Origin of the sequence: Spiribacter curvatus (assembly GCF_000485905.1) — a bacterium.
GTDB lineage: Bacteria > Pseudomonadota > Gammaproteobacteria > Nitrococcales > Nitrococcaceae > Spiribacter > Spiribacter curvatus.
The window spans coordinates 1306716-1330923 of record NC_022664.1 but is presented as its reverse complement, the minus strand read 5'-3'; the positions used below and the strand labels follow the sequence as shown (position 1 = coordinate 1330923).

At 63.7% G+C, this 24208-nt stretch carries 21 protein-coding genes; 11 read left to right on the top strand and 10 right to left on the bottom strand.

Annotated features, from left to right (window positions below):
• Positions 1-92: 92 nt before the first annotated feature.
• The 3 genes from acnA to mnmA form a co-directional block, all read right to left on the bottom strand.
• Positions 93-2846, bottom strand: a complete 2754-nt coding sequence (acnA, locus tag SPICUR_RS06520) for an aconitate hydratase AcnA (protein WP_023367293.1) — start codon at positions 2844-2846, stop codon at positions 93-95.
• Positions 2847-2975: 129 nt separating this feature from the next.
• Positions 2976-3593, bottom strand: a complete 618-nt coding sequence (gene hflD / locus SPICUR_RS06515) for a high frequency lysogenization protein HflD (protein WP_023367291.1) — start codon at positions 3591-3593, stop codon at positions 2976-2978.
• Complete coding sequence (mnmA, locus tag SPICUR_RS06510) at positions 3580-4701, bottom strand: tRNA 2-thiouridine(34) synthase MnmA (protein ID WP_023367289.1); 1122 nt, start codon at positions 4699-4701, stop codon at positions 3580-3582. Before mnmA ends, hflD begins: the two co-directional genes overlap by 14 nt.
• A 94-nt stretch (positions 4702-4795) precedes the next feature.
• On the opposite strand from mnmA, the gene clpS reads away from it, so the two are divergent.
• Positions 4796-5116, top strand: a complete 321-nt coding sequence (gene clpS, locus SPICUR_RS06505) for an ATP-dependent Clp protease adapter ClpS (RefSeq protein WP_023367287.1) — start codon at positions 4796-4798, stop codon at positions 5114-5116.
• Positions 5117-5174: 58 nt separating this feature from the next.
• Complete coding sequence (gene clpA / locus SPICUR_RS06500) at positions 5175-7445, top strand: ATP-dependent Clp protease ATP-binding subunit ClpA (RefSeq protein WP_023367285.1); 2271 nt, start codon at positions 5175-5177, stop codon at positions 7443-7445.
• 6 nt (positions 7446-7451) lie between these two features.
• Here clpA and infA read toward each other — a convergent pair whose 3' ends face one another.
• The 4 genes from infA to SPICUR_RS06480 form a co-directional block, all read right to left on the bottom strand.
• The gene (gene infA / locus SPICUR_RS06495; protein ID WP_023367283.1) at positions 7452-7670 is read right to left on the bottom strand and encodes a translation initiation factor IF-1; all 219 of its coding nucleotides are present in this window, start codon (positions 7668-7670) and stop codon (positions 7452-7454) included.
• 72 nt (positions 7671-7742) lie between these two features.
• On the bottom strand, positions 7743-8477 hold the full coding sequence (locus tag SPICUR_RS06490; RefSeq protein ID WP_023367281.1) for an arginyltransferase: 735 nt from the start codon (positions 8475-8477) through the stop codon (positions 7743-7745).
• Positions 8462-9211, bottom strand: a complete 750-nt coding sequence (gene aat / locus SPICUR_RS06485; protein WP_023367279.1) for a leucyl/phenylalanyl-tRNA--protein transferase — start codon at positions 9209-9211, stop codon at positions 8462-8464. The genes SPICUR_RS06490 and aat overlap by 16 nt, the downstream gene beginning before the upstream one ends.
• On the bottom strand, positions 9204-10361 hold the full coding sequence (locus tag SPICUR_RS06480; protein WP_023367277.1) for a GNAT family N-acetyltransferase: 1158 nt from the start codon (positions 10359-10361) through the stop codon (positions 9204-9206). The genes aat and SPICUR_RS06480 overlap by 8 nt, the downstream gene beginning before the upstream one ends.
• An 84-nt stretch (positions 10362-10445) precedes the next feature.
• On the opposite strand from SPICUR_RS06480, the gene SPICUR_RS06475 reads away from it, so the two are divergent.
• The 6 genes from SPICUR_RS06475 (at position 10446) to SPICUR_RS06450 (ending at position 16931) form a co-directional block, all read left to right on the top strand.
• Complete coding sequence (locus SPICUR_RS06475; protein ID WP_023367275.1) at positions 10446-12827, top strand: DNA translocase FtsK; 2382 nt, start codon at positions 10446-10448, stop codon at positions 12825-12827.
• A complete protein-coding gene (gene lolA, locus SPICUR_RS06470) occupies positions 12827-13504 on the top strand; it encodes an outer membrane lipoprotein periplasmic chaperone LolA (protein WP_023367273.1) in 678 nt (225 codons plus the stop codon). Before SPICUR_RS06475 ends, lolA begins: the two co-directional genes overlap by 1 nt.
• Entirely contained in the window at positions 13501-14799 is a 1299-nt protein-coding gene (locus tag SPICUR_RS06465; RefSeq protein WP_023367271.1) for a replication-associated recombination protein A, read from the top strand. Before lolA ends, SPICUR_RS06465 begins: the two co-directional genes overlap by 4 nt.
• Before the next feature lie 63 nt (positions 14800-14862).
• On the top strand, positions 14863-15246 hold the full coding sequence (crcB, locus tag SPICUR_RS06460) for a fluoride efflux transporter CrcB (protein WP_023367269.1): 384 nt from the start codon (positions 14863-14865) through the stop codon (positions 15244-15246).
• 15 nt (positions 15247-15261) lie between these two features.
• Positions 15262-16545 (top strand): serine--tRNA ligase, encoded by a 1284-nt coding sequence (serS, locus tag SPICUR_RS06455; RefSeq protein ID WP_023367267.1) that lies wholly within the window; start codon positions 15262-15264, stop codon positions 16543-16545.
• Complete coding sequence (locus SPICUR_RS06450) at positions 16542-16931, top strand: GNAT family N-acetyltransferase (RefSeq protein WP_023367265.1); 390 nt, start codon at positions 16542-16544, stop codon at positions 16929-16931. The genes serS and SPICUR_RS06450 overlap by 4 nt, the downstream gene beginning before the upstream one ends.
• Here SPICUR_RS06450 and SPICUR_RS06445 read toward each other — a convergent pair.
• The gene (locus SPICUR_RS06445; RefSeq protein WP_023367263.1) at positions 16928-17599 is read right to left on the bottom strand and encodes a 7-cyano-7-deazaguanine/7-aminomethyl-7-deazaguanine transporter; all 672 of its coding nucleotides are present in this window, start codon (positions 17597-17599) and stop codon (positions 16928-16930) included. The genes SPICUR_RS06450 and SPICUR_RS06445 overlap by 4 nt on opposite strands.
• On the opposite strand from SPICUR_RS06445, the gene SPICUR_RS06440 reads away from it, so the two are divergent.
• Positions 17598-18950, top strand: a complete 1353-nt coding sequence (locus SPICUR_RS06440) for an MATE family efflux transporter (RefSeq protein ID WP_051373301.1) — start codon at positions 17598-17600, stop codon at positions 18948-18950. The two genes, SPICUR_RS06445 and SPICUR_RS06440, sit on opposite strands and share 2 nt — an antisense overlap.
• Here the strand turns inward: SPICUR_RS06440 and hisC are convergent.
• Positions 18947-20023 (bottom strand): histidinol-phosphate transaminase, encoded by a 1077-nt coding sequence (hisC, locus tag SPICUR_RS06435; protein WP_023367259.1) that lies wholly within the window; start codon positions 20021-20023, stop codon positions 18947-18949. The two genes, SPICUR_RS06440 and hisC, sit on opposite strands and share 4 nt — an antisense overlap.
• 193 nt (positions 20024-20216) lie before the next feature.
• On the opposite strand from hisC, the gene SPICUR_RS06430 reads away from it, so the two are divergent.
• Positions 20217-21854, top strand: a complete 1638-nt coding sequence (locus SPICUR_RS06430) for an ABC transporter permease (protein ID WP_023367258.1) — start codon at positions 20217-20219, stop codon at positions 21852-21854.
• Here the strand turns inward: SPICUR_RS06430 and SPICUR_RS06425 are convergent, their stop codons facing one another.
• Positions 21855-22994, bottom strand: coding sequence for an ABC transporter ATP-binding protein (locus SPICUR_RS06425; RefSeq protein WP_023367256.1), 1140 nt, complete (start codon positions 22992-22994; stop codon positions 21855-21857).
• 140 nt (positions 22995-23134) lie between these two features.
• Here SPICUR_RS06425 and SPICUR_RS06420 point away from each other — a divergent pair, with 140 nt between their 5' ends.
• Positions 23135-24160, top strand: coding sequence for a Fe(3+) ABC transporter substrate-binding protein (locus tag SPICUR_RS06420; protein WP_023367253.1), 1026 nt, complete (start codon positions 23135-23137; stop codon positions 24158-24160).
• Positions 24161-24208: the final 48 nt, after the last annotated feature.

The following is a 24208-nucleotide window of genomic DNA, read 5'->3' as shown; positions in this document are numbered from 1 at the left end:
GGGTCCGCGACCGCGTCATCGGGACTGTCATTCGAGCATAAAAAAACCCGGCCACATGGCCGGGTTTTCTGTCTCCGCCGGATGGCGGTGGTTCAGGCGGCCTGGTGGCTGCGCTGAGCCAGATCCCGCAGGACGTAGTGCAGGATGCCGCCGTTACGGAAGTAGCTCCACTCGGTGGGCGTGTCGATACGGACCTTCGCCTGGAAGCTCTTGACCTCGCCATCCGGTGTCACTGCGCGGACCGTCACTGTTGAAGGCTCGGTGTCGAGACTGCCAACGCTGAAGGTCTCCTCACCGGTAAGGCCGAGGCTCTCGGCATCCTCACCCTCGGCAAACTGGAGCGGCACAACACCGAAGCCCACCAGGTTGGAGCGGTGGATGCGCTCATAGCTCTCGGCGATCACGAATCGCACGCCCAGCAGGGCCGTTCCCTTGGCCGCCCAGTCACGACTCGAGCCGGTGCCGTACTCCTTGCCAGCCAGCACCACCAGTGGCGTGCCCTGCTCCTTGTAGCGCATCGCGGCATCGTAAATGGAGGTCTGTTCGCCGGTGGGGAAGTACGTCGTCCAGCTCCCCTGAGTCCCGGGGGCGAGCTCGTTTTTGAGCCGAACGTTGGCGAAGGTGCCCCGCATCATGACCTCATGGTTGCCACGCCGTGAGCCGTAGCTGTTGAAGTCCTGCGGCAGAATGCCGAGTGAGCGCAGATACTCGCCCGCCGGGCTGTCGGCCTTGATCGCGCCGGCTGGCGAGATATGGTCGGTGGTGATGGAGTCGCCGACCTTGACCAGGCAGCGGGCCTGCTTGATCTCGGAGATGTCGCCGGGCTCCATGTCCATGCCCTCGAAGTAGGGCGGGTTGCGGACATAGCTCGAATCTGGCCACTCATAGATCTCGCCTTCCGGAGCGGGGAGTTCGCGCCAGGTCTGCGATCCCTCGAAGACATTGGCGTACTGCTCGCGATACATCTTCGAGTTGATGTGCTCCTCGATGACGTCGGCGATTTCCTTCTGACTCGGCCAGATATCCTTCAGGTAGACCGGATGACCATCGCGGTCGACATCGATCGGCTCGCTGGAGATGTCCCTGGCGACGCTGCCGGCCAGGGCGTAGGCAACCACCAGCGGCGGCGATGCCAGATAGTTGGCGGGCACATCCGGATGGATCCGACCCTCGAAGTTGCGGTTGCCTGAGAGCACGCCAGCAACATTCAGATCGCCCTCCCGGATGGCTTCACTGACCGGCTCCGGCAGGGGGCCGGAGTTGCCGATGCAGGTCGTGCAGCCAAACCCGACGACATCAAAGCCGAGCGCCTGGAGCGGCTCCATCAGACCCGCCTCGCCGAGATAGGCGGGCACCACCTGGGAGCCGGGTGCGAACGAGGTCTTTACCCAGGGTTTAGTGGTCAGACCGCGCTCATGAGCCTTTTTCGCCACCAGGCCAGCGGCGACCAGCACCGCCGGATTGGAGGTGTTCGTGCAGGAGGTGATCGCGGCGATCACGACGTCGCCGTGTTTGAGCATGAACTCCTGGTCGGCGTAGTTCACCTTGACGGCGCCCTTTTCGTGCCACATTGCGTTGCCGGTGGCTGTGGAGCCACCTTCGCCCTCGAACCGGGCCTCTTCGGCATCGGGCATGACGCCGCGGGCGGTGAGCTCCTCTTCGAGATACTCGAGGAAGGCCGGTTTGGCGTTGGTCAGTGGGATGCGGTCCTGGGGGCGCCGCGGTCCGGCAATGCTGGGCTCAACCTCGCCCAGATCGAGTTCGACCACATCGGTGTACTCAGCCTCGCGGGATCCCGTCTCGCGCCACATGCCCTGTTCCCGGGCATAGGCCTCGACCAGATCAATGGTTTCTTCATCGCGGCCGGAGACCCGGAGATATTCGATGGTCTCGCTGTCGATGGGGAAGATACCGCAGGTGGCCCCGTACTCCGGCGCCATGTTGCCGATGGTCGCCCGGTCAGCGAGGGGTAGATTATCGAGCCCATCGCCGAAGAACTCGACGAACTTGCCGACCACGCCCTTCTTGCGGAGCTTCTCGGTGACAGTCAACACCAGGTCAGTGGCGGTTGCACCCTCGCGCAGCTCACCGCTCAGCCGGAAACCGATGACCTCGGGGACGAGCATGGTGATCGGCTGACCGAGCATGGCCGCCTCGGCCTCGATGCCGCCGACGCCCCAACCGAGCACACCGAGCCCATTGACCATTGTGGTGTGGGAGTCGGTGCCGACCAGCGTATCGGGGTAGGCGAGGGTGCCGGTCTCGGTTTCCTTGGTGAACACCGTCTTGGCGAGGTATTCGAGGTTGACCTGATGGACGATGCCCGTCCCCGGCGGTACGACCCGGAAGTTCGAGAAGGCCTTCTGGCCCCAGCGCAGGAACTTGTAGCGCTCTTCGTTGCGCTTGAACTCGATCTTGCTGTTGAGATCGAGTGCGCCGGCGGTTCCGAAGTGATCCACCATGACCGAATGGTCGATGACCAGATCCGCCGGCTCAAGTGGATTGATCAGGTTGGGGTCGCCGCCGAGACGCTTCATCGCATCGCGCATGGCGGCCAGATCCACCACTGCCGGCACGCCGGTGAAGTCCTGGAGCACAACCCGCGCGGGCATGAAGGAGACCTGCTCGCCAGGGCCACCATTCGGGTCCCATTCACAAATCCCCTTGATCTGCTCCGGGCCGATGTTCTGGCCGTCTTCCTTGCGCAGCTGGTTCTCGAGCAGCACCTTGAGCGAGAACGGCAGCCGATCAATGTCGTATTGATCCCTGAGCGCGTCGAGTCGGTAGATCTCGTACTGCTTACCCTTAACGTCCAGCGTTCCGCGGGCATTGTAGCTATTGGTCATGACTTCCTCCCGGAATCGGCGTGCGCACCATGCACGACCGTTGTAATGGGTCCATCGACCCGTCTGAATCTGTCATTTTACATGACGCATGACCACAAGGGCATGCGCTTCGCAGGCCGCCGACGGCGGTCAATGCGCGGTCAGTATCGCCTCTGCTGACTCGATGATCGCCCGCCGGCCGAATACAAGCCTCAGGCGGCCGCCGCCGTTCATCTGCCAGATCCCCGCCGCGCGGATCGCGGCGAGCAGCAATCCGCGGATGAGCGCGGCATTGCGCGTCCCCTGTAGATAGGTGGCGTGACCCTGGACAAGGATCCGCGGCCGCAGCGGGCTGATGTGCTCGCTGTAGAGATCGCCAAGATGGTGGATGACACTGTCATGGTCGATCCGGCCGAAATAGTCCGCCTGACTGCGAGCGCGCTCCAGACCACCAGCGATTGCCGGCAGACGGTGCCTGTCACGCCGGATCCGCCGCTCGAGTTGCAGGACGCCGATCATGTAACGGGTCAGATGCATGGATTCGGGTTTCGAGAGGTGATTCACCAGGTCCCTCAGGCCTGTATCGAGGGCCCCGGGACCGCCATAAAGCGTTTCCACCGACCCCGAGTAATCGCCCAGCAGTCCGCGCAGGCAGGTCTCGGTGCGAGTCGCATCATGCTGTCCCCGTTCGGCAATCGAGCGGACTTCGCCGAGGGCCTGAAAGACGGCGCCGAGCGCCTCGGTACGCTCCTGCTCAGGCGACGCCACTGATCGGGCTCCCCGCCACCGGAAGACGCGTCTCGATGATGCCACCGCCCAGGCAGTCCCCACCGTCGTAGATGACCACTGACTGCCCGGGCGCCACGGCGCGCTGCGGATGATCGAAAATCAGTCTGCGGCGGCCCGCCGTGAGCGGCGTCAGCCACCCGGGCTGATCGACGTGGCGATGCCGCAGTCGGGCGGTACAGCGGATGGGTGCCGCGGGGCCACGGCCGTCGACCCAGTGCCAGTCCGCCGCGATGAGGCCATCGTTCATGAGTGCCGGATGATCGTGTCCCTGTACGACGATCAGCTGGTTGGTGGTCATATCCTTGTCGGCGACATACCAGGGCAGCCCCGGGCGCGCTGCATGCCCCCCCAGGTTCAGGCCGCGACGCTGGCCGAGGGTGTAGAACGCAAGTCCGTCATGCCGACCGACCGTATCACCCTCGGGCGTCACGACTGCCCCTGGCGTACTGTCGATATAGCGGCTCAGAAAGCCCTGAAAATCGCGCTCACCGATAAAACAGATGCCGGTGCTGTCGGGCTTGTCGAAGTTCTCGAACCCGGCCTCATCAGCCAGCCGCCGGACCGCCGGCTTGCTCAGGTCAGCGAGCGGAAAGATCGCCGCCTCGAGCTGTTCCTGGCCAAGTGTGTAGAGGAAGTAAGTCTGATCCTTGTTGGCATCGGCTGCGCGACGCAGTGTCCGTGCGCCCGGCTCGCCGCCCACGCTGGCGTAATGGCCAGTGGCGACGGCATCGGCACCGAGCCGGCGCGCGTGGTCGAGGAATGCCCGGAACTTGATACGCTGATTGCACAGGATGTCTGGATTCGGGGTGCGGCCGGCGCGGAACTCGCGCAGGCAGTGATCGAATACCTCTGCCCGGTACTGCGCGGCGAAATTGGCCCGATGCAATGGGATTCCAAGGGCGTCTGCGACCTGCCTCGCGTCGGCATGGTCGGTTTCGGCGCTGCAATAGGTGTCGGTGTCGTCGTCTTCCCAGTTCTTCATGAACAGGCCCTCGACCCGGTAGCCCTGCTCTTTGAGCAACCAGGCGCTGACCGCGGAGTCGACACCGCCCGACAGCCCGACAATGACGTGTGATGTGCGCTGCATGATGAAATAATAACACTGAGGATGCCCGATGGACCTTTTACTCGACGGGAAGTGTCCTCATATCCAGATGTGAAGCCCTTGGGATGAACGGTTGATGAGCGAAGAGAACGATCCGAAACGCGACGACGATTTATCGGTCAAAGAAAGTGAACCGAGCGTCAAGCAACCGCCGCTCTATCGTGTCGTGCTGTTGAATGATGACTACACGCCGATGGAGTTTGTCGTCGAGGTCCTCCAGACGTTCTTCCGCATGGATCGGGAGCAGGCCACACAGGTCATGCTGCATGTCCACACCCGGGGTAAGGGTGTCTGCGGGGAGTTCAGCCGAGACGTCGCGGAAACCAAGGTGGATCAGGTCAACGACTACGCACGTGAGAATGATCATCCACTGATGTGTACGCTGGAACCGGCCTGATTGCTTTACCGACCGGGCGCAACCGGGTTTTCCCAACAAGATTGCAAGTGAGATATCGATGCTGAGCAAAGAGCTGGAATTCACGTTGAACCTCGCCTTCAAGGAAGCGCGTGACAAGCGTCATGAGTTCCTTACCGTGGAGCATCTCCTCCTCGCGCTGACCGACAACCCGGCGGCGCTCGAGGTGCTGCGCGCCTGCGAGGCCGATCTCGAGACCCTGCGGCAGGATCTCGAGGCGTTCCTCGATGAGACGACACCGCTGCTACCGGCCAACGACAACCGCGAGACGCAGCCCACACTGGGGTTCCAGCGGGTGTTGCAGCGGGCGATCCTGCACGTCCAGTCGTCCGGCAAGAAGGAAGTGAGTGGCGCTAATGTGGTGGTGGCGATCTTCAGCGAGCAGGAGTCGCAGGCTGTGTATTTCCTCCACAAGCAGAACATTTCCCGGCTTGATGCGGTGAATTTCATTTCCCACGGCGTCTCCAAGGGCAGCAGTGAGGAAGGCGGTGGCGAATCCGAGTCATCGCGCGAAGAGGGTGAGGTCAGCGAAGATGGCGAGAGCACCAATCCGCTGGAGAGCTTCGCGACCAACCTCAACAACCGGGCCCGTCAGGGGCGGACCGATCCCCTGATCGGTCGCAAGTTCGAGGTTGAGCGGACCATCCAGATCCTCTGCCGTCGGCGTAAGAACAACCCGCTCTATGTCGGTGAGGCCGGCGTCGGCAAGACCGCCATCGCCGAGGGTCTGGCCAAGCTCATCGAGGACGATGAGGTCCCGGATGTGCTCGCCGATGCCACGATCTATTCCCTCGACATGGGGGCGCTGGTGGCCGGTACGAAGTATCGGGGTGACTTTGAAAAGCGGCTGAAGGGCCTGCTTGCACAGCTTAAAAAGCAGCAGCACGCGATCCTTTTCATCGACGAGATCCACACCATCATTGGTGCCGGGTCGGCATCCGGTGGAGTCATGGACGCGTCGAACCTCCTCAAGCCCATGCTCGCGAGTGGTGAGCTCAAGTGCATCGGTTCGACGACCTATCAGGAGTATCGCAGCGTGTTCGAGAAGGATCGGGCACTGGCGCGGCGCTTCCAGAAGATCGACGTTGCCGAGCCAACCGTCGAGGAAACGGTGCAGATCCTGCGTGGGCTCAAGGATCGGTTCGAACAGCATCACGGCGTGCGGTTCACACATCCGGCCCTGGAGTCGGCGGCGGAGCTGGCAGCCAAGTACATCAGTGACCGGTTCCTGCCCGACAAGGCGATCGACGTGATTGATGAGGCGGGCGCCAATCTGCGTCTGCTGCCGCCGTCGAAGAAAAAAAAGACGGTCAGTGTCAGCGATGTGGAGACGATCATCGCGAAAATCGCACGGATTCCTCCCAAGCGGGTGTCGACGTCGGACATGCGGCTGCTGGAGACGATGGAAAAGGATCTCAAGCGGACCATCTTTGGTCAGGACGAGGCGATCGATACCCTTGCCACGACCATCAAGATGTCGCGCGCCGGGCTGCGTGATACCGGCAAGCCGGTGGGCAGCTTCCTGTTCGCCGGACCCACCGGTGTCGGCAAGACCGAGGTCACACGGCAGCTCGCCGAGACCATGGGGATCAACCTGATCCGCTTCGATATGTCGGAGTACATGGAGCGGCACACGGTGTCACGGCTGATTGGTGCACCGCCGGGGTATGTCGGTTTTGATCAGGGCGGGCTGCTGACCGAGGAGGTGCTCAAGCACCCCCACTCCGTCGTGCTGCTCGACGAGATCGAAAAAGCGCATCCGGACGTGTTCAACCTGCTGCTACAGGTCATGGATCACGGCTCGCTGACCGATAATAACGGCCGCCATGCGGACTTCCGTAACGTGATCCTGGTGATGACCACCAACGCCGGCGCCGAAGAGCAGAGCCGGCGGACGATCGGGTTCACACCGCAGGATCAGAGCAGCGATCAGATCGAGGTGATCCGCAAGCAGTTCACGCCGGAGTTCCGTAACCGGATGGATGCGATTATCCAGTTCAATGGTCTGGCGCCGGAGGTCATCCAGCGGGTGGCGGACAAGTTCATCCGTGATCTACGACACCAGCTGGCCGACAAGCGGGTCACGCTCGCGGTCAGTGACCCGGCCCGGGACTGGCTCGCGGAGCAGGGCTATGATCCGAAGATGGGTGCTCGGCCAATGGCCCGCCTCATCCAGGATCGGCTCAAGCGTGAGCTGGCGGACGAGCTACTGTTTGGCAAGCTGACCAACGGTGGGCATGTCAGTGTCGATCTGGATGATACCGGTGAATCGCTGGCCTTCCACATCGAGACACCGGAGCCGGTCGAGTAGGCCGGCTCAGCGGGCTCGGAAAACGATACGCCCTTTGTTGAGATCATAGGGCGTGAGCTCGACGGTCACCTTGTCGCCGCGCAGGATCCGGATGTAGTGCTTACGCATCTTTCCGGATATATGGGCGGTGACAATGTGGCCGTTCTCCAGCTCGACGCGGAACATAGTGTTGGGCATCACCTCAGTGATGGTGCCCTGCATACGAATATTCTCTTCCTTCGCCATTCAGCTTTTCTCTTCCTGATTAAAAGACTTGATTCTACCCGAGCCGGTTACGTTCACCAATCGCGGCGGGATCTAGTCGTCTGCGACCCAGCCGCTCGGTGATAGCCGCTCATGCGGCCGAAAGCCAATCTTGTAGTCCATTCCCGGGCAGCCTTCGATCCAGTACCCGAGATACAGCCAGTCCCGTTGCCGTCTTCTCGCTTCCTCGATCTGCAACAGGATCGCCAGCGTCCCCAGACTGCGTTCAGTGAGGCTTGGGTCGTAGAAGGTATAGACGGCCGAGAACGCCGCGCCCGTATCGTCAGTGACCGCAACGCCGAGTAGTCGATCATCCGGCGCTTCGCGGAGTTCCATGAACTCCGTGGTGCACCAGTCCGAGGTCAGGTATTGCCAGTAGAGATCCGGGTCGGCGTCGTCCATACCACCACCGGGATGGCGCGATGAGACATAGCGACTGTAGAGATCAAAGTGCTCGGGCCGATACCGGAACCCAACGCTGCGGAGATAGACATGTGGATTGTCCCGGCGGCAGCGCCGATGTCGGCGCCGGGGCTGGAACCGCGCCACAGGGATACGGATGCTCTGACACAGCTGACAGCCAGGGCAGGCATTGCGATAGAGGTGCTCGCCACCGCGTCGGAAGCCATTCTTGAGCAATTCGTCATAAAGGGCCGGAGTCGGGGTCAGCCGTGGGTCAACGAAGTCGAACTGCGATGGCCGGTCATGGAGATACGGGCAGGGGCGATAGCCGGTCCCGAAGAGCCGTATCTGGTGGGTGGTATCGGGCCCGGTCACGACCGCCGCCATGCGTGGCTGACATCACTGCGAGTGATCGAAACAGACCAGTCTCCGAGGCGTGTCGCCCCCCGCTGACTGGCGGCCAGCCTGAGCAGAAAGCGTTTGCGGGGCACTGTTTCGGCGCCCAGGCTGAGCAGGTGTTCGGTCGGCATCTGGCAATCGAGGAAGTCGAATCCCCATTCGTCCAACTGTCGGAGCAGCCAGGCGATGGCGATCTTGCTGGCATTGGTGGCGCGACTGAACATCGACTCTCCGAAAAAGGCATGGCCGGTGGAAACGCCGTATAACCCACCGATCAGACGTTTCCCGCGCCAGACCTCAATGGAGTGGGCGAGCCCGAGTGTATGCAGCTGACAGTAGGCATCAGCCATTTCCGGTGTGATCCAGGTGCCGGGTTGATCCAGCCGCGGTGCGGCACAGGCGGCGACAACCGCCTCGAAGGCGGTGTCCATGGACACCTCGTAATCGGGTTTCTGCAGCCGCCGGCGCAGTGATCGGCTCATGTGAAAGCCCGATGGGGTGATCAGCGCGCGTGGATCCGGACTCCACCACAGGATCGGCTCGCCCGGGGCGTACCAGGGGAATATGCCGCGCCGATAGGCCGATTCCAGTCTCTGCGGCGACAGTGACGCCCCGATGGCGAGCAGCCCATTGGGATCGGCAAGGGCGGTTTCCGGATCAGGGAGTGGTGTCGTCTCGTCATTCGGCGCAAGCCATGGGACGGGGAGCGCCGGCTCAGTCACGGGGTAGCTGCTCCAGTATGTCGGCCCGATAGGGGCCTTCTGCGGTCAGGGTCTGAGCGTACTCGGCCACAGCGGGTCGCTCGCGGGCGAGAAAGTCATCCACGGCGGCGCGGAACTGTTCGTCGCGCAGATAGTGGGCGGAGTGTGTGAGGACAGGCAGAAACCCACGAGCCACCTTATGCTCGCCCTGCGCGCCGGGTTCAAACCGATCCATCCCCTCACGGATGCAATAGTCGATGCCCTGATAGTAGCAGGCCTCGAAATGCAGGTCGTCGTAGTCGTAAGCGGCCCCCCAATAGCGGCCATAGAGTGTGTCGTCACTACGCAGACAGATCGCTGCCGCGACGGGGGTACCGTCGGCCTCGGCGAGGAAGACCACCACCCGATCGCCGAGCCGTTCGCCGAGTTCCGCAAAGCAGTCCCGGCTTATGACCGGCAGATTGCCATGGGCGTGAAAGGTGTCCTCGTAGAAGCCGTGCAGCGCCGTCCAGAGTTCATCGCTGACTTCATGGCCGTGGAGCGTGCGCATCTCCAGGCCCTGTTCATCGACCCGGCGACGCTCGCGGCGGATATTCTTGCGCTTTTTAGCGTTGAGCCCGCCAAGGAACGCCTCGAAGTCGCGATAGCCGGCATTCCGCCAATGGTACTGGCAGCCGTCCCGACGAGCGTAGTCGGCACTCTCCAGCGCGGCCATGTCATCGGCCTGCGGGAATAGCCAGTGGACTGAGCTGATCGCCATTGCATCGGCCATCTGCTGCGCGCCGTCGGCGAGCGTCCGGCGGAGCCCATCCGCTGGGTAATCACTATTCAACAGCATGCGAGGGCCATTCACGGGGCTGTAGGGCACCGCAATGATCAGCTTTGGATAGTAGTCCAGCCCGTTGCGCTCGTAGGCATGCGCCCAGGCGAAATCGAATACGAACTCGCCCCATGAGTTGCCCTTGATATAGGCCGGCGCCGCCGCGGCCAGGGTGTCGCCATCCTCGAGGAGAAGATGGTAAGGGACCCAGCCGTTCTCCCGGGACACAGCGCCATGGCGCTCCATCGCATCGAGGAATTCATGGCGCAGGAACGGGTTGTCAGCCCCGATCAGTGCGTTCCATCGCTCGGCGGCGATTTCGTTGATTGCTGATATGGCTCTGAGTTGCATGTCTGGACAGACCGCATAAGTCACCCTGAAGTGCCCGGCTTTCCCCGCTGCTAAAGGCCGGACGCCTACTGTACACTCAAGGCCATGGCAGGCAAGACGACAGCGCGGCAACTGATGGCGCCAGGGAGCCATCACATCAGTCGGGTCATCCGGGAGGCGGCCCTGCTGTTGCTGATGGCCGTGGCCGGCTTTCTCGTGCTCTCGCTGCTGACCTACGCGCCGGCTGATCCCGGGTGGAGCCAGTCCGGCCCGGTTCGGGGCGTCGATAACGCGGGGGGTGTGGTCGGTGCCTACTGGGCCGATCTGAGCCTGTATCTGTTCGGCTATCTCGCCTATCTGTTTCCCATTCTGATCGCGTTGCTGGCGACACTGGTGTATCGCTGGCAGCGCCGCGGCGGTCCTGTGCACTGGGGCGTGATGGGGGTGCGGGTGTTGGGCTTCGTGCTCACTCTGCTTGCCGGGGCGGCCGTGGCAAGACTGCATATCCCGCCGGTGGTTGGCACCGTCCCGCTCAGCTCCGGCGGCGTGCTCGGCAATCTGGTCGGCGACTGGGCCACGGATGCGTTCAGTTTCATCGGCGCCACATTGCTGGCACTGGCGGTCCTGCTCGCCGGCGTCACGCTTTTCACCGGCCTGTCATGGATTCTGCTCATGGACCGGCTCGGACAGTTCGTACTCGCCCAGGGTAAGTATCTGGTGGCCCTGCAGGGCTGGATCCAGTCGGGCATGACCGCGCTGCGGGCCGCGCACGCCCGACAGACAGCGAAACGCGCTGAGCGCCGCGAGAGCCGCGAGCGGAACCGTCCAGCGATTGCGGCGCCGGCGCCTGAGCCGGCGGTCGCACCGACCGCCGCACCGGCATCGCCGGCGCCAGCCCCAGCGCCGGGGAAAACAAGCCGGGCGCAGCCGCGTCAGCGCCCGGCGCCATCACCCGCGCCAGGCGGTCAGCCACCGGTGTCGCTGCTCGACACGCCACAGGCGGAGCAGCCGGGCTATAGCGAAGACGCGCTGGAGACGATGTCACGGCTGGTCGAGACCAAGCTCCGCGATTTTGGCGTCCAGGTCGAGGTCGTGGCGGTCCAGCCGGGCCCGGTGATCACCCGCTTCGAGCTCAAGCCCGCGGCCGGCGTAAAAGTGAGTCAGATCAGCAATCTGTCCAAGGATCTGGCGCGCGCGCTTTCCGTCACTGCTGTCCGGGTGGTCGAGGTCATCCCCGGCAAGTCGGTCGTTGGTCTGGAAATCCCGAACGCGCACCGCCAGATCATTGCCCTGTCGGAGATCATCCGCGCCGATGCCTTCGATCAGTCGGATTCGCCGCTGACTCTGGCGATCGGCAAGGATATCGGTGGCTTCACGCAGGTCGTCGATCTCGCCAAGATGCCGCATCTGCTGGTCGCCGGTACCACCGGCTCCGGTAAGTCGGTGGGCGTTAACGCCATGATCATCAGCATGCTCTACAAGAATAGCCCAGAGCAGGTCCGCATGATCATGATCGATCCCAAAATGCTCGAGCTCTCGGTCTATGATGGGATTCCGCATCTGCTCGCGCCGGTGGTCACCGACATGAAAGAGGCGGCCAACGCGCTGCGCTGGTGTGTGGGCGAAATGGAGCGCCGCTACCGCGTGATGTCGACGCTGGGCGTGCGCAACATCGATGGTGCGAATGAGAAGATCCGCGCCGCGCGGGATCGGGGTGAGCCGATCACCGATCCGCTCTGGGAAAAGGCGGGGGGACGGATCGAGCCGACCCTCGATGGGGAGGCGCCGCAGCCGCCACTGCTTGAGCCCATGCCGTACACCGTCGTCGTGGTGGACGAGTTCGCCGATATGATGATGATGGTCGGCAAGAAGGTCGAGGAGCTGATTGCCCGACTCGCACAGAAGGCCCGTGCAGCTGGGATCCATCTGATCCTCGCCACGCAGCGCCCGTCGGTTGATGTGATCACCGGCCTGATCAAGGCCAATATCCCGACGCGCATGGCGTTCCAGGTGTCATCACGTGTCGATTCACGCACCATCCTCGATCAGATGGGCGCCGAATCACTGCTTGGCCATGGCGATATGCTCTACCTCGGTCCCAGCAGTCGCGGACTGCCTGAGCGGGTCCACGGCGCCTTCGTCTCGGACGCCGAGGTGCACCGGATCGCCGAGCATCTCAAACAGACGGGCTCGCCGGATTATGTCGATGGGATCCTCGATGAATCCACGGGAGAGAGCGCCAGTGCCGGTGCACTGCCGGGCGAAATGAATGCGGCGGGTGGCGAGTCCGATCCGCTCTATGATCAGGCGGTGCGTATCGTCACCGAGACGCGCAAGGCCTCGATCTCGGGTGTCCAGCGACGGCTGAAGGTGGGCTATAACCGCGCGGCACGGCTGGTTGAGGAAATGGAGGCGGCCGGCATCGTCGGACCGCTGCAGGCCAATGGCTCGCGCGAGGTGATCGCGCCACCGCCACCGGGGGGTTGATGACAGGATTGACGAGCGGGCTGAAGCGTCGACTGGGTGGCGTGCTCATCGGCGCCCTGTTGGCGCTGGGTGGCATGTCGGCGGTGGCCGCCGGCACAACGGATGCGGCTTCCCCGGCATCACCCCCCGAGGCATTGCAGCGCCTCGAGCAGTACTTTGAGGCGGTCGATACGCTCAAGGGCGAGTTCCGTCAGGTGACAATGGATGAGACCGGAGCAGTCGTCGAAGAAGCGGCCGGGTCGTTTGTGATCGCCCGCCCGCAACGCTTTGTCTGGGACTATGAAACGCCCTGGGAGCAGATCATCACCGCCGATGGTGAAAAGCTCTGGGTCCACGATGTCGCGCTTGATCAGGTCGTAGTGCGCCCGCTCGACGAGGCGCTCGGCGTGGGCGCGGCGCAGCTTCTGAGCGGCGATTTTGCGCGTCTGCAGGAGCGCTTTGAGCTCTCCGTCGCGGATGACGGCCGGATCGTGATGAAGCCGACCGATCCTGCCTGGGATTTCCAGCGCGTTCATCTCACCCTCGAGCAGGGTGTACCGGTGGCCATTGAGGTCGCGGACGGTCTTGGTCAGCGCATCACCGTGAAGCTGCTCGAGATCGTGCGTAACCCCACGATCGAGTCCGGGCGTTTTGATTTCCAGCCCCCGGAGGGGGTCGATGTCATGCAGGGGTCATGATCGACCGTACCCGTCCACTCGCCGATCGGATGCGGCCACGCCGCGCGGATGAGTTCGCGGGTCAGGATCACCTGCTTGCGCCTGGAAGGCCGCTGGGTGAGGCGCTGGCGGCGGGTCGGCCGCATTCCATGGTCCTGTGGGGGCCGCCCGGGACGGGCAAGACGACGCTCGCACGGATGGTGGCTGCTGCGGCCGATGCCGAATTCCTCACGTTGTCGGCAGTCATGGCAGGGGTCAAGGACATCCGCGAGTGCGCTGCCCGTGGCAGTGCCAACCGCGAGGCGGGACGACAGACGTTGCTGTTCGTCGACGAGGTCCACCGCTTCAACAAGGCGCAGCAGGACGCTTTCCTGCCCTACATCGAAAACGGCACGCTCCTGTTTATTGGTGCCACGACCGAGAACCCGTCCTTCGAGCTGAACAATGCGCTGCTCTCACGAGTGCGGGTCTATGTCCTCCGTGCCCTCGAGCCGGTCGCCATCGGTCGTCTGATCGATGCCGCGATGACTGATGCGGAGCGCGGCCTCGGCGACACTGATCTGAGTCTGAGTGATGCGGCGCGGGAGGCCCTGACCCAGCTCGCCGACGGGGACGCCCGCACCGCGCTCAGTCTGCTCGAGGTCGCCGCTGACCTTGCCGGTGACGCGGCAACGATTGATGTGGACCAGATCCGTGAGGCCGCCGCGGGGGGACGGGCACGCTTCGATAAGGGCGGCGACGCCTTCTACGATCTGATGTCCGCCCTGCACAAATCGGTGCGGGGTTCTGCGCCCGATGCCGCCTTGTACTGGTACGCCCGTATGCTCGATGGCGGCTGCGATCCGCTCTACATTGCCCGACGCGTGGTACGCATGGCCTCAGAGGACATCGGCAATGCCGACCCCCGGGCCCTGCAGATTGGCCTTGATGCCTGGCAGGCGCAGGAGCGTCTGGGCTCTCCCGAGGGTGAGCTGGCCATCGCGCATGCGATCAGCTACCTCGCCGCTGTGCCAAAGAGCAATGCGGTCTATCGTGCCTTCAGCACGGCGATGGCGGATGCCCGTTCCGAGGGCTCGCTCGAAGTGCCGGTCCATCTGCGCAACGCGCCAACCCGGCTGATGAAATCCCTTGGTTACGGCCATGACTATCGCTACGCCCACGACGAACCGCATGGCTACGCCGCGGATGAGACCTATCTGCCGGAGGCCCTCGCCGGGCGGCGTTACTATCAGCCCACTGACCGCGGACTGGAGCGGCGTATCGCGGACCGGCTCGCCTGGCTTGCCGAGCTCGACGAAGCCGCGCGCCGCCACTGACCGCTACGATCGTGACCGCGATTCGCGTACACTTCCGCCGTCTGACACTTGGGGTAGGGATGAATGGCATTCGTCGGTGAAGCCGTAGCCGTTGCCACCGGTGGCGCGATCGGCGCCGTCATGCGCTACAGCGTCACGGCGCTGGTGACTGGCTGGCTCCCCAGGGGCTTTCCCTGGGGAACCCTTACCGTGAATGTGCTCGGCAGCCTATTAATGGGTGTCGCCTTTGTGCTGCTCGTGGAAAGGGCGATGCCCGGATCCGGATGGCGGCTTTTCTTCGGTGTCGGGGTGATTGGCGCATTCACGACATTCTCGACTTTCTCACTCGACGCCGTCGCGCTCTACGAGGCGGGTGCTGGCCTGCGTGCCGCACTCTATGTGGTGGCCAGCGTGACGACCTGCCTGCTGGCCACACTAGCGGGTATCCTCATCACCCGAAGTTTCTAGGACACGAGCCAACCGATGCTTGATCAGAAAACCCTCCGACAGGATCCGCATGCCGTCGCGCATCAGTTAGCGCGCCGGGGTCATTCCTTTGATGCCGATCACTATGGCGCGCTGGAGGCGCGGCGCCGGGAGTTGCAGTCGCGTACGGAGTCGCTTCAGCACGAGCGCAACGCCCGATCGCGGACCATCGGCCAGGCCAAGCAGGCGGGCGAAGACATCCAGCCGCTGCTTGATGAGGTCGCGAACCTCGGTGATGCGCTCAAGGCGGCCGAGTCTGAACTCGAGCGTGTCCAGGCTGAGCTGAGGGAGTGTCAGCTCGCACTGCCCAATCTGCCCCACGAGAGCGTACCGCCGGGGCAGGACGAGGCCGATAACGTTGAGATCCGGCGCTGGGGAACGCCGCCGGCGTTCGACTTCCGGCCCTGTGATCATGTCGAGCTGGGCGAGGCGCTGGCTGGCGGTCTGGATTTCGCTGCGGGCGCGAAGCTCTCCGGGTCGCGCTTCGTCGTCATGCAAGGGGGGGTTGCACGGCTACACCGGGCGCTCGCTCAGTACATGCTCGACATCCATACCGAAGAGAATGGCTATCAAGAGACTTACGTTCCCTACCTTGTGGGCACGGAGGCCCTGGTCGGAACCGGTCAGCTGCCGAAGTTTGATGATGATCTGTTCGCTATTGAAGGGTTTGAGCCCTCGCTGCGGCTTATCCCGACCGCCGAGGTCCCGCTCGCCAACCTCGCGGCGGGGGAAATCATCGAGGCCGATCAACTGCCGCGGGGTTATGTCTGTCACAGCCCATGCTTTCGCTCGGAGGCAGGCTCTTACGGTCGAGATACCCGGGGCATGATCCGTCAGCACCAGTTCGACAAGGTCGAGCTCGTGCAGCTGACCCGGCCAGAGGACTCCTATGCGGCACTGGAGCGTCTTACCAGCCATGCGGAACTCATTCTGCAGCGGCTCGGGCTGCCCTATCGGGTGGTCACGCTGTGCGGCGGTGACATCGGATTCGCCGCGGCTAAAACCTACGATATCGAGGTCTGGCTACCGGGACAGGCGGCCTATCGTGAGATCTCGTCCTGCAGCAATACCGAGGCATTCCAGGCGCGCCGGATGCAGGCGCGCTGGCGCAATCCAGAGACCGGTCGTCCCGAGCCACTGCACACGCTGAATGGGTCGGCACTGGCCGTGGGCCGCTGCCTGGTGGCGGTGCTCGAGAACTACCAGCAGGCTGACGGCCAGATCCGCATCCCCGACGCGCTGAGGCCCTATATGGGCAATCGTGAGTGGTTATCGCCATGAGTGGTGATGTCGATGCCGCGATCCGCGTCTGGCATGAGGAGACCTCGGCGGCGGCAGCGGATCCAGAGTCGGTGCTGGACTATCGATGGTGGAGTCATGTCCGCGCGGTCGTTGAGGCGGAATCGGCGTATCTGGTGCTGATGCGGATCGAGACCGATCCCCGATGGCGAGGCCGGGGTGAGGCGAGTCGGATGCTGGAGTGGTTAAAGGCGCTCTGCGATCGCTACGACGTCACTCTGCTCGGTCAGGCGAATGTCGACGATGCCGAAGGGCTTGGGCAGGCCGAGCTCCTCGAGTGGTACGCCCGGCACGGCTTCCACATCGACGACAGTCACCGCGGCGGGCCGCTGGTCTGGTACCCGCAACGGCCGGAGACGATCGCCTAGCGCGACGCCGTCTGCAGCCCGACGCGGCCATCCGGCCCCAGCACGCGGCGCCGCAGCCATCCCAGGAGCAGGCCATAGGCCGGGATGAACAGCAGCAGCGAGATGGTGATCTTGAGGGCGTAGTCCACTGCCGCGATCTCGGGCCAGTTGGCGGCCATGAATGCATCAGGACTGCGGTGGAATGCGATGCCGAAGAAAGCGATGGTATCGGCGAGGTTCCCGAACACCGTGGAGACCGCGGGTGCGATCCACCAGCGCGCCGACTGCCGTAGACGGTCGAAGATGTGGATGTCGAGCAACTGACCCAGTGCATAGGCCATGAAACTCGCCAGCGCGATCCGGCCCACGAATGCATTCAGCGCCAGTAATGCGTCAGTCCCCTGAAAACTGCCCTGCTGGAACAGCACGCCGAGCAGGTAGGAGACCAGCAGCGCCGGGCCCATGGCGAAGAAGATGATCCGCCGGGCCGATGCCTTGCCAAAGATCCGGACCGCCAGGTCGGTGGCGAGGAAAATAAACGGGAAGGAAAACGCGCCCCAGGTGGTCTGCACGCCGAGCAGCGAGACCGGCAGCTGCACGAGGTAATTGCTGGCGGTAATGATGGCAATGTGTGCACCGGCGATCAGCAGGAGGGCACGGCGATACTGTTCAGGAGTGATGGTTTTCATGGTGACTGATTATAGCAGCCCAGACACTGGTCGCACGCCGCTGTCACCCCGCCGCCGGGTGTTCGCGCTTGCCTGGCCGCTGATCGTCTCCAATCTCACCGTGCCGCTGCTGGGGCTGGTGGATACCGCCGTCGTCGGGCATCTGCCCGACAGCCGGTTTCTCGGTGGCGTGACCCTGGGCGCGACGCTGTTCAGCTTCCTCTATTGGGGATTTGGTTTCCTGCGTATGGGTACGACCGGTCTGGCGGCGCAGGCCTGTGGCCGCGACGACCTTGACGACCTCATCCGGTTGCTGGGACAGAGTCTTGCGCTGGCGGGGCTGATCGGCGTCGCGCTGATTGCCCTCCATCCAGTACTGATTCCGCTCGGACTGCAGCTGCTCGACGGCAGTGCTGCGGTTACCGCCGAGGCCGATCTCTACGCCCGTATCCGTATCCTGAGTGCACCGGCCGTGCTCGCCAACTATGCCCTGATCGGCTGGTTTCTGGGGCGCGGTTACAGCCGTGTCACGCTACTGCTCATGATCATCAATAACGCCGCCAATATCGTTCTCGATCTGGTGTTCGTCGTCGGATTGGAGATGACCACGGACGGTGTGGCGCTGGCCAGTGTGATCGCCGACTACCTGACCTTTGTGGTGGGTGCCGGACTGGCACTGCGCGCCTGGCACGGATGGGGCTGGCGTCGCGTGTCGGGGGTGGTCGCGGATATTGCTGGCTATCGGCGTCTGGTTGGCGTGAACCTGGCGCTTTTCATCCGCACGCTCTGTCTGTTGTTCGCGTTTGCCTTCTTCCATTCCCGGGGCGCTCAGCTGGGTGACGTGACACTGGCCGCCAACGCGGTACTGCTGCAGTTTGTGCTGCTTGCCTCCTACGGGCTTGATGGATTCGCCCATGCCACGGAATCACTGGTCGGCCAGCAGATCGGTGCCAACGACCGGCACGGGTTCCGTCGTGTAGTGGGTGCAGCGATCGAATGGTCGCTGGCAACGGCAGCGGTGGCCAGTCTCGGCTTTGCGCTGGGCGGTGAAGCGCTGATCGCACTGCTGACGGATCTACCCGAGGTTCAGGCCATGGCGGAGCGGTTCCTGCCCTGGATGATCGCCATGCCGATCCTGGCGGTGGGAAGTTATCTGCTCGACGGGCTTTTCATCGGCGCCACCCGGACCGGTGCCATGCGCGACACCATGATCCTTGCAGTGGCGGGGTTCTATCTGCCGGTCTGGTGGTTCAGCCAGTCTCTGGGTAATCACGGCCTGTGGCTGGCGTTCGTGAGCTTTACCGTGGCGCGCAGCCTGCTGCTGGGCGCTGTTTTCTGGCGATCCTGGCGGCGCGGTTATTGGTTTGCCTAGCGCTCGAGCTGCCTTTGTAGCGACTCGAGCAGGGCGTCATTCTGTGCCGGCGTTCCGACCGATATCCGCAGCTGATCCTGTAGCCGCGGGGTGTCGAAATGCCGCACGAGAATGCCGTCATGCTTGAGCCCGGCGTAGATCGAGGCGGCACTGCGGTGTGCGTCGGTGGGCACTTGAGCCAGGCAGAAATTCGCCTGGCTGTCGGGTACCCCGAACCCCCAGCCGCGTAGCGTGTCGGTCAGCCGCTGACGCTCGCGCCGAACCGATGCCCAGCTCGCCCGGGCGGTCCCGGGATCCGCCAGCGCGGCGGCACCCAGCTGGTCGGCGACGGCATCGACGCTGTAGCTGTCACGCGTTTTCGCGGCAATGGGCTGGATCAGGCTGGCCGGACCAATGCCGTAGCCCAGCCTCAGCCCGGCCAGCGAATAGCCCTTGGACAGGGTCCGCAGGATCATCAGATTGTCGTGATGCGCGATCAGACTCACGACATCATGGTCGGGGTCGGCGAAGTCGACGTAGGCCTCGTCCACCAGCAGCACCCCCTCCAGCGCGTCGGCCAGTCGGGCGATGGCCGCGGCGTTGAGCAGTCGGCCGCTGGGCGCGTGCGGGTTGACCAGTAAAGTGAGCGGCACACCGGCGGCGTTCAGCTCGTCGGGAAAGCCAGCGGGCAGCGACCAGTCGTCGTCGAGTGCCACGCGATGCACCGGGCTGTCGTGGATGGCGGCGAGGATTGGATAGAGCGAGTAGCTCGGCTCGGCGATGCCGATCGGTCGACCCGGCGGGACGAAAGTGGTGATCGCCAGCCTCAGCAGCTCATCGCCGCCGTTGGTGGCGACCAGCTGATCGGTGTCGACGCCGTGCAGCGTCGCCGCCTCGGCCAGGAATGCCGCCGCGCTCGGGGACGGGTAGCGGCGTAGTGATTCAGCACTCACCGTGGCAAGGGCGTCGATAACGCGCGGCGATGGCGGCCACGGATTCTCATTGGTGTTGAGTTTGATGATGCCGGAATCAGTGGGCTGCTCGCCCGGCACGTAGCCCGCCATGTGACGGACGATGTCGCGTTCATAAGTCATGGCTCCAGTATACCGCCAGCGCCCGTGAGCGTCAGCGCCGATCCGGGCTGATGGGCTGAAAACGCGGGCTGAGGCGGGTATGATTGTGGACCAATAAGGTCCTGTTCCACCGTTGCGTCTGGAGTATTCAACCTTGGCGGTCTCTGCGCGTTCGCTTTCCTTCTTCCCCAGGCTGCTCCTCGCCTCCCGGCGCATGAGCATCTGGACGGTCATGATGCTGACGATCGCGCTGCTGGTCGCGCTTCCCGTGCTCACGGTGCTTGGCCATGTGTTCGTACCGGCGCCGGATATCTGGGCGCATCTCGCGACCACCGTGCTGCCCCGCTATCTCCTCAACACTGCCGGACTGGCGGTTGGCGTAGGCGTGGGGGTCCTGGTCCTTGGGGTGGGGACGGCCTGGCTGGTGGTCATGTGCCGGTTCCCCGGCCAGCGGGTGTTCGAATGGGCGCTGCTGCTGCCCCTGGCCGTGCCGACCTATGTGATCGCCTATGCCTACACCGACTTCCTGCAGTTCGCAGGACCGCTGCAGAGCCTGCTCCGTGACACCTTTGGCTGGGGCGCGGGGGATTACTGGTTCCCGCCGGTGCGCTCGCTGGGCGGTGCGATCGCATTGCTGTCACTGGTGCTCTACCCGTATGTCTATCTGCTGACGCGTGCGGCCTTTCTGGAGCAGTCGGTGTGCGTACTGGAGGTCGGGCGGACACTGGGGCGCGGCCCCTGGCGCTTGTTCAGCACCATCGCGATCCCGCTCGCCCGGCCGGCGATCGCTGGCGGTGCGGCGCTGGCGCTGATGGAGACACTCAACGAATTCGGCGCGGTGCAGTTCTTCGCGCTGGATACCTTCACCACCGGTATCTATCGAACCTGGTTCGGGTTGGGTGAGCGGACCGCGGCTGCCCAGCTTGCCGGTGTGCTACTGCTGTTTGTGCTGGCTTTGCTACTCATCGAGCGGGTCTCGCGTGGCAAGGCGCAGTACTTTCATACCTCCAGCCGTTATCGGGCGCTCCCGCAGTACGAGCTTACCGGGGCCCGTCGCTGGCTGGCAGTGATCGGCTGCAGTCTGCCGGTGCTGCTCGGTTTTCTGGTGCCTGCGCTGCTGCTGCTGGAAATGAGTATCACCAATGGCGACGGGCGTCTGGGCTGGTCGTTTCTGCCGTACATCATCAATAGCGTGAGTCTGTCGACGGCCGCGGCGCTGGGCGCTGTGGGACTGGCTGTGCTGCTCTCGTATGGCGTCCGTCTGGCGCCGTCACCGCTCACCGAGGCGGCGGTGCGGGTGTCTGCGATGGGTTACGCGGTTCCGGGTGCGGTGATCGCGGTGGGGATACTGATCCCACTGGGCTGGATGGATCAGCAGATCTATGGCGTGCTGAAGGGTGAGTTTGGCTGGGACGTCGGGCTGGTGCTGACCGGCAGCGGCCTGGCGCTGGTGTATGCCTATCTTGTGCGTTTTCTGGCGGTCTCCTACAACGCGGTTCAGGCGAGCCTGACCAAGGTGACGCCGACAATGGATGCCGCATCGCGCACGCTCGGCAAGACCGCCGGTGGGACGCTGCGTCGGGTCCATGCGCCAATCATGCGCGGCAGTCTGCTGGGCGCGGGGATCCTGGTGTTCGTCGATGTCATGAAGGAGCTGCCGGCCACGATCATCCTGCGGCCGTTCGATTTCACGACGCTGGCGGTGCGCTCCTATGAACTCGCCTCTGACGAACGGCTGAGTCAGTCCTCGACGGCGTCGCTCGCCATCGTGCTGGTAGGTATCATCCCGGTGATCCTGCTCAGTCGTGCGATGCGTCGTTCCCGGCCCGGATCGGCCGACGACGAGGATTGATCAGGCCGGGAAAACGAAGGCCTGGCTCTGATCCAGATGGATGTCGATGGGGTCGTCGCGCTGCGGCAGAAACACCCCCGGCATGTGGGCATGCATGTGGAATTCATCGTTGCCCTGATGGACACACAGATGAATGAAGCTGGCGCCGCCAAGCAGCCGTGACATCAAGACATGGCTGTGGCTGTGATCGATCGGCCCCGAGCGTTTCTCGACACTCAGCGCCTCGGGGCGGATGAGTACCTGCGCATTGGTCCCATCGGTGAGGTGGCCGGCATCCACGGGGCCCAGTGGCGTCTCCACGCGGCCGTCGCCGACGACGCCGCGCACCTCATTCACGTCGCCGAAAAAGCGCACGACGAATGGATCCTGCGGATTGCAGTAGATATCCGTGGGCGTGCCCTGCTGGACGATCCGGCCATCGCGCATCACGGCGATCCGGTCGGCCATGAAAAGCGCCTCTTCCGGATCATGCGTCACCAGTAGCGTCGCCGTACCGTTGCGCTTGAGCAGATGCAGCGTGTCATCGCGGATGCGATCGCGAAGGCGGGCATCAAGCCCTGAAAACGGCTCGTCCAGCAGCATGATCCGCGGCGACGGTGCCAGCGCCCGGGCCAGCGCCACGCGTTGCTGCTGTCCGCCCGACAGGACATGCGGGAAGCTCTCCGCGAACGGCGCCAGACCCAGTTGCGCGAGCAGTGCCCGGGAGCGCTGCTCGCGCTCGCGGGCCGACATTTTCGGCAGTCCGAAACCGACGTTATCGAGCACGCTCAGGTGCGGGAACAGCACGGCATCCTGGAACACCAACCCAACCTGACGTTGCTCCGGCGGTGTCCATGTGCTGCCAGCCGCATCGGACATCAGGTTACTGCCAATGCGTACCCGCCCCTGCTGCGGCCGCTCGAGCCCTGCGGCAAACCGTAGAAGGGTCGTCTTGCCGCAGCCGGAGGGACCAAGCAGACAGAGGAGCTCTTCCGGCTCGACGCTGAGGTTGATGTCCTCGGCGGCAGTGACGGTGTCGAACCGATGGCTGATCGACTCCAGTTGCAGGGCCTCGCCCGAGGGGGTCGGACAGGGCGCCTGAACGGCTGCTACGCCACCCGCCGGAAACCGGGATACAAGATCGTGCTGCTCTGCGCTCATAGGGCATGAGTGTCCGCCATTGCCCGGCGTTTTTGCAAGCGATTCTCATTGCCAGTTGACGCAGGCAAAAGTCTTCGATTTAATCGTCTTTGGATTGCGAATGATTCGTATCCGCATCTAAAACAGCTTAGGAGATAACCATGTCGAGGATGATCCGCAGCGCGGCCCTGCTGATTGGCGTTGGCCTCAGCGCTGGCATCAGTGTCGCCGGTGCGCAGACACTCAATCTCTACACGGCCCGTCACTACGATTCCGACGAGGCGCTCTATGATGCTTTCGAACGCCGCACGGGCGTCGAGGTGAACGTGCTGGAGGGTGATTCCGATCAGCTCATCGAGCGGATCAGTCGTGAGGGCGCGGCAAGTCCGGCGGATGTGTTCATGACCGTGGATGCCGCCCGCCTGCAGCGTGCAGAGGATGCGGGGCTGTTCGCGCCAGTCGAATCCTCGGTCCTTGAGGATCGAATTCCAGACGCATTGCGCGATCCGGATAACCTCTGGTTTGGCTTCAGCGAGCGCGTCCGGATCGTGTTCTACGACAGGTCGGCGTATGACGAACCGCCGCTGGCTCGTTATGAGGCGCTCGCCGACCCCCGTTTCGAGGGTGAGGTCTGCATCCGCTCGTCGAGCAACGACTACAACCAGTCACTGGTCGCATCGCTGATTGCCGCCAATGGACCTGAGGCCACCGAGGACTGGGCCGAGGGGCTGGTCGACAACATGGCCCGCACTCCGCAGGGTGGCGACACCGACCAGATTCGCGGGGTGGCCGCGGGCGAGTGCAGCCTGGCGGTCGGAAACCATTATTACTGGGTCCGTCTGTCGCTGTCGGATAGCGATGCCGACCAGGCCGTTGCCGATCAGGTCGGAATGATCTTCCCCAATCAGGAGGATCGTGGAACGCACCGCAACATCGGTGGCGCCGGCATGGTGGAAGGGGCACCGAACCCTGACGCAGCCCGTCAGTTCCTCGAGTTCCTCGCCTCGGATGAGGCGCAGAAACTGTTCTCCGCCGGTAACAACGAGTTCCCGGCAGTGAACGGTGTTGAGCCCGTCGCGGTGTTGCAGCCCTTCAGCGATTACAAGCTCGATGATGTACGCATGAGCGTGCTCGGCGAGAATAACGCCGATGCGGTTCGCCTCATGGATCGGGCGGGCTGGCGCTGATCCGGCTCATGACCCCGCTTCATTCAGGGCCGCGATCGGGGCGAACCC